Source organism: Kamptonema sp. UHCC 0994 (genome assembly GCF_029167235.1).
Taxonomy (GTDB): domain Bacteria; phylum Cyanobacteriota; class Cyanobacteriia; order Cyanobacteriales; family Microcoleaceae; genus Kamptonema.
The window spans coordinates 1-5,028 of the sequence record NZ_JARFTR010000268.1 but is presented as its reverse complement, the minus strand read 5'-3'; the positions used below and the strand labels follow the sequence as shown (position 1 = coordinate 5,028).

The window sequence follows — 5,028 nt, the reverse complement described above, 5'->3', positions numbered from 1 at the left end:
GTAACGCCGCCATCTTGGCGGTGACTTTACCGCCAAGATGGCGGCGTTACTGCACTCTACCAACCTACTAACCACCAACAACCACCAACTAACTATTACCACTGAACATGAGGATATTTCCATTCATAATAATTAGGAAATATAAAGTTAGTAAACGAAACTGAAATACTAACATCTAGCGACTTAACATGATGCCACCAGCCGACAGGAATAAAAAGCGCTTCTCCCGGTTCCAAAATGAACTCTAAAATTTTAACATTTCTATAGAGCGGATATTTTTCAAAGTCAGGATTTTCACCATCGACCTTACTAAATACTCCTACATAATTGTACATCAAAGGTGTTCGCTCCGGTGAAATCATCCTCACCCGCTTGCGTCCCAAAACCTGAGCTAAAATTAAATTAACTGGGTCATGGTGCAGCGGCGTAATTGTACCCGCAGGGCCGAACCAAAAAAATGCTCTCCCGCTTGTATCTGCGGGGTTCAAATATTCAGAGAAGATGTCGATATCATCAAACAAACTTTTAAATTCTTCCCGTTCTAGATTTTGATTATTAGCAACCATGTAATAATTATTGCTTTCACCGCTACTGGCAACCATATCAACATATTTACTAAACAAAACAGTTTGCTTATGTTTTTCTAAGTTGATTTCATATTCCGGGTCAGACTCACGGTTACTCTGAATTTCAACTGTTGCATGACCATATTTTTGTTTAAGATAATTAGGATTCCACAAATGTAAAGCCGGCCAATTGCTCATAGCATTTGTCAAAATAACAGGAGTATTTTTAGCGTAGTAATTCTCTAAAAACTCAGCTCTAGAAAGATTACTTTTACGTTCAATTGTGCCAAACTTAGAAGATAGTGCAGCTAGTTGAGTCTGAATCTGTAACTGAGATTCCATTTTCTGCAATAACTGCACAAAATTGTTACAGATTTGGAAGTAAGGATGAGAAGCAATTCCTCTGACTTCTTCCGTTGCCAAATTCGCATCGACCCCCATTTTGACTAGCATCTGAATTATCCCATCTTCGGGTTGATTCAGCAACTTATTAATTGCCATCCATCGCCTCAAATTATCAGGAATTTCTTTTTTAGTTTCCGATGCCAAATTTCCCAGATTTTGCGTCAGCCATTCCAGGGTAATTTGCTGCTCATCTGTTAGGGTAATCCGTAAAGGAGGGAGAGTAATATTCACGGGTTTGGAGTCGGACATAAATATTATCTATTTTTCAGTGAAGGTCTAGAAAATATTTCAAGCATGACACTATTAAAACCGGATATTTTTGCCAATTAATTAATCAACTTTTTTACCTGTCAGCCAATAGGTGATCATTTCCCCTTTCCCTTTAATAGCGATAGTACCTCGCTCTTCAAATAAATACTTATCTTTTAAACACTTATAAGTAGCATTTGTAACTTGAATGCGGCCTGGAATTCCCTGAGATTCCATGCGGCTAGCAATATTCACCGTATTTCCCCAGAGATCGTAAATAAATTTTTTGATCCCAATTACACCAGCGACAACAGCACCAGTATTAATGCCAATCCGAATTTGGAAAGGCTCACCTTTTTCCAGTTGGAAACGAGCAATTGCAGTTTGCATATCCAGAGCCATTTGAGCGACAGCTTCGGCGTGAGATTCCATAGGAACTGGCAAGCCTCCCGCTACCATATAGGCATCACCAATAGTTTTAATTTTCTCCAAACCGTGCAGTTCAGCTAATTCGTCAAAGGTGGAAAAAATGCGATTGAGTAAATTAACTAATTCTATAGGCGGTGTTCTGGCAGAAAGAGGAGTAAAACCAACAATATCGGCAAATAGAATTGTAGCTTCATCAAATTGTTCGGCGATGGCACTTTGGTTTTGTTTAAGTTTATCAGCTATTGTCTTAGGCAAAATATTTAACAATAAACGTTCTGATTGTTCTTGCGCTATTCGCAGCGCCTCCTCTGCCTGTTTGCGCTCGGTGATATCTTCAGCAATATACATTAAGTGCGTCACTTCTCCTTGTTTATTAATCAAAGGTAGTTTCATAATCCGTTGCCAAATATTGCCCTTAAATTTACTATTAAATATCTCCTCAACTACAATTAACTTACCTGCTTCAATGATTGTTTGGTGTTCTGTCTGTACGCGCTCTGCAATTTCTTTTTCCATAAAATTGTAAATAGTGTGTCCGATTACTTGTTGGCGAGGAATTGAGTAAACTTCCTCCGCAGCGCGATTCCAAAGTACATAACGGAAGTCATTATTTACATCTTTAGCAAACAAAGCCAAAGGAATATTTTCTACGATGCTATTGAGAAATCTACTTGTTTGTGACAGTTCTCTTTCTAAACGTTTGCGGTCAGTAATGTCGCGAACAATTAGCAAAACTTCATTTGTGCCGCTGACAACAATTCTAATTTCTTGTTCATACAATTGACCGTTATTCCAAAATTGATGCTCATAAATTTGGGTTTCACCAGTTGCAATTGTTCTCTCTATATATTGCATTTGGCGCTCCGCTATATCAGGTGGCAATACTTCAGAAATATGCTTGCCAATTCGATCGGTGTTCGCCAGCAATATTGCTTCTAAATCTTTAGATGGTAGACAGTCTAAATAGATACCATCTGTGCTGAGTCTAATCATTAAATCTGGTATAGCAGCGAGGATAGCTCGATTTTGAGCTTCGCTTTTAGTTAGGGCTGCTGTTCGCTTTTTTACTCTAGCTTCTAATATTTCATTTGTATTTTCTAAAGTAGCAAAAGTTTTTTTCAATTGATGTGCCATTTGGTTAAAACTACCGGCAAGAATTTTTAGTTCTCTTGTACCTTTTTCTTGAACTTTTCTATCTAATTCTCCATTGGCTAAAGCTTGAGTTGCTTCACTTAACCGCAAAATGGGATCTGTTATCCAGTTAGCGACTAAAATGCCCACAGTTGTAGCTAGAATTAATGCCCCGAAACACAGCCAGATTGTGGTACGGGTGTTAGTATTAATTTGCTGCATAAAATCAGATTCTGGAACTACAACTAGAATCAACCAATCAATTCCCCTTGCATCTTTTAGGGGAGTTACTTGGAGAAATTGTTTAGTCCCATCTATATCAAAAATGAAATGTTGAATGCTATTAATTTTAGTCAATTTCTCCCCTTGACTATTTAAGTATTCCACAGTAGCTTTAATCGCAAGTGTCGAGCTATTTTTTGCCTGAATACGCTCTTTAATTTTGCCATTTTCATCTCTAGTAAATAGCTGTTGATCTGTAGAAGAAGCTACAAGTAATCCCGAACGCTCTATAATAAAAGTATGTCCAGTTTTGCCAATTTTTATGCTTTTGAGAAAGTCTTGAATATCAGATAGAATAAAATCAACACCGACTACTCCACGCACTTTGCCTACATTGTTATAAATTGGTTGTGCTAGAGTAATTTTTAGCCGAGGTTCTTTAAAATCAATATAAATTTCACTCCAGACTGATTTGCCAACTGCGACTGCTTTTTTATACCAAGGTCGCAGTCTAGGATCGTAAACATTACCAACTTCTAATAAACTTGTAGGATTACCTTCATTATCAATAGCGTAGCTGTGGAATCTGCTCTTAGTTTGTTTTCCAGACCTACCAATTTGCCAACTTTGATTATCTTGCCATCCTAGACCAAAAAATTCTCCTTCGTTACTACCAAAATAAATTGCAGATATCTTCGCTGAATCAAATAACAATCTTTGGTTCCAAAAATGGCGAGTCATGCTAGAAGCATCTTTTAAATTTAACTGATTTAGCTTCATAGCATTAACATTAATTCGATTGATAATAAGGGGCAATTGTAGGTAATGAGTAAGCATTTGTTCAATGCGAATGCCTATTTCTATCTGCAATTGCTGAGCAACATTGTTAACAGCTATTTGTCCGTTGCGTAATGATAAATATCCTGTCAATCCAACAGTACCAAAGATTTGCAAAACAAATGGTGCTACCAAAGCGAGGCGCAGAGGTATTTTTTGAGAACTCTTGGAAATCCAATGGGTCAGAGCTTTTAATAGCATCTGTCGTCACCTAAATTGTTTTGTATACTACCAATTTTACTTACTAGATGCTCTGTTGATTATTTATAGCCTAAATTTTGTAAAATGTCTGTTTTCCATCCAGCGTCGAGTACCGAAAAATTGGCAGGAATGAGATGCTACCTTAGTCGCCGCCGCCAATGCCTCGGTAAAATTTGTTTGTAAAATATAGTGGCAGAAAGCACCGTGAAAAATGTCTCCTGCACCCAAGGTATCGACAGGATTGATTTGAGGTACTTCTATTATGCCACTTATACTGCCGCTCAGGTATTGAATTGGTTTTTCTCCGCAAGTGATGGCGATGTGAGGAATGCCTATTTCTGACAAATAAGCAAATACTTCTTTGCTATTGTGGCAGTTAGGAGGATAAAAATTAGCTGAACAAATAGTATAATCAACTAAAGGTAATATTTGTTCAAACCCTGCTTTCCAACTGCCAGCGTCAACTACAATGGGAATATTGTTAGATTTAGCAATTTGAGCAATTTCTTTGCTGGCTGCCATCTGGTGGCCATCAATGAGGATGATATCAACTCCTTTTAGCATATCTGGGTCGATCCTTTGGCTAGATTGAGACTTAGTAGCGTTGATAGAAATTACTGCGCGATTCGCACTACTTTGAGTAATAATAATAGAAGAAACTGGAGGAGAATCTATGTGCATCGGCTCTAAATCTGTTAGACTAACTTTACACTCTTCTAAATCAGCTTTAATTAACTGAGTTATGGGATGACAACCCAAGACTCCTAACAACATTGATTTATTGCCTAAGTAACTGAACGTTACTGCCGCATTAGTCGCTGGGCCACCAGCAGCAGTGATGGAGTCAGCAGCAACAATCTTCTGATTTTGACTAGGGTAATCTGTGACTAAATAGGCAAAATCTAAGGTTATTAGTCCTATAAATAATCCGTTTTTAGGCATAAGTTATGTGAGGATATTTTTGTTTGTAACGCCGCCCTCTGGGCGG

At 37.9% G+C, this 5,028-nt stretch carries 3 protein-coding genes; all 3 read right to left on the bottom strand.

What is annotated here, in order from left to right:
• Positions 1-95: 95 nt before the first annotated feature.
• Positions 96-1,220, bottom strand: coding sequence for a cupin-like domain-containing protein (locus tag PY364_RS23435; protein ID WP_275526814.1), 1,125 nt, complete (start codon positions 1,218-1,220; stop codon positions 96-98).
• An 81-nt stretch (positions 1,221-1,301) separates the two neighbouring features.
• Positions 1,302-4,040 (bottom strand): adenylate/guanylate cyclase domain-containing protein, encoded by a 2,739-nt coding sequence (locus PY364_RS23430; protein WP_275526812.1) that lies wholly within the window; start codon positions 4,038-4,040, stop codon positions 1,302-1,304.
• 63 nt (positions 4,041-4,103) lie between these two features.
• Positions 4,104-4,982, bottom strand: a complete 879-nt coding sequence (locus PY364_RS23425) for a sugar kinase (protein WP_275526810.1) — start codon at positions 4,980-4,982, stop codon at positions 4,104-4,106.
• Between the last annotated feature and the right edge of the window lie 46 nt (positions 4,983-5,028).

Coding starts and splice junctions, on each gene's coding strand:
- PY364_RS23435 (WP_275526814.1), bottom strand. CDS start 1,220: ATGTCCGACTCCAAACCCGTGAATATTACTCTCCCTCCTTTACGGATT.
- PY364_RS23430 (WP_275526812.1), bottom strand. CDS start 4,040: ATGCTATTAAAAGCTCTGACCCATTGGATTTCCAAGAGTTCTCAAAAA.
- PY364_RS23425 (WP_275526810.1), bottom strand. CDS start 4,982: ATGCCTAAAAACGGATTATTTATAGGACTAATAACCTTAGATTTTGCC.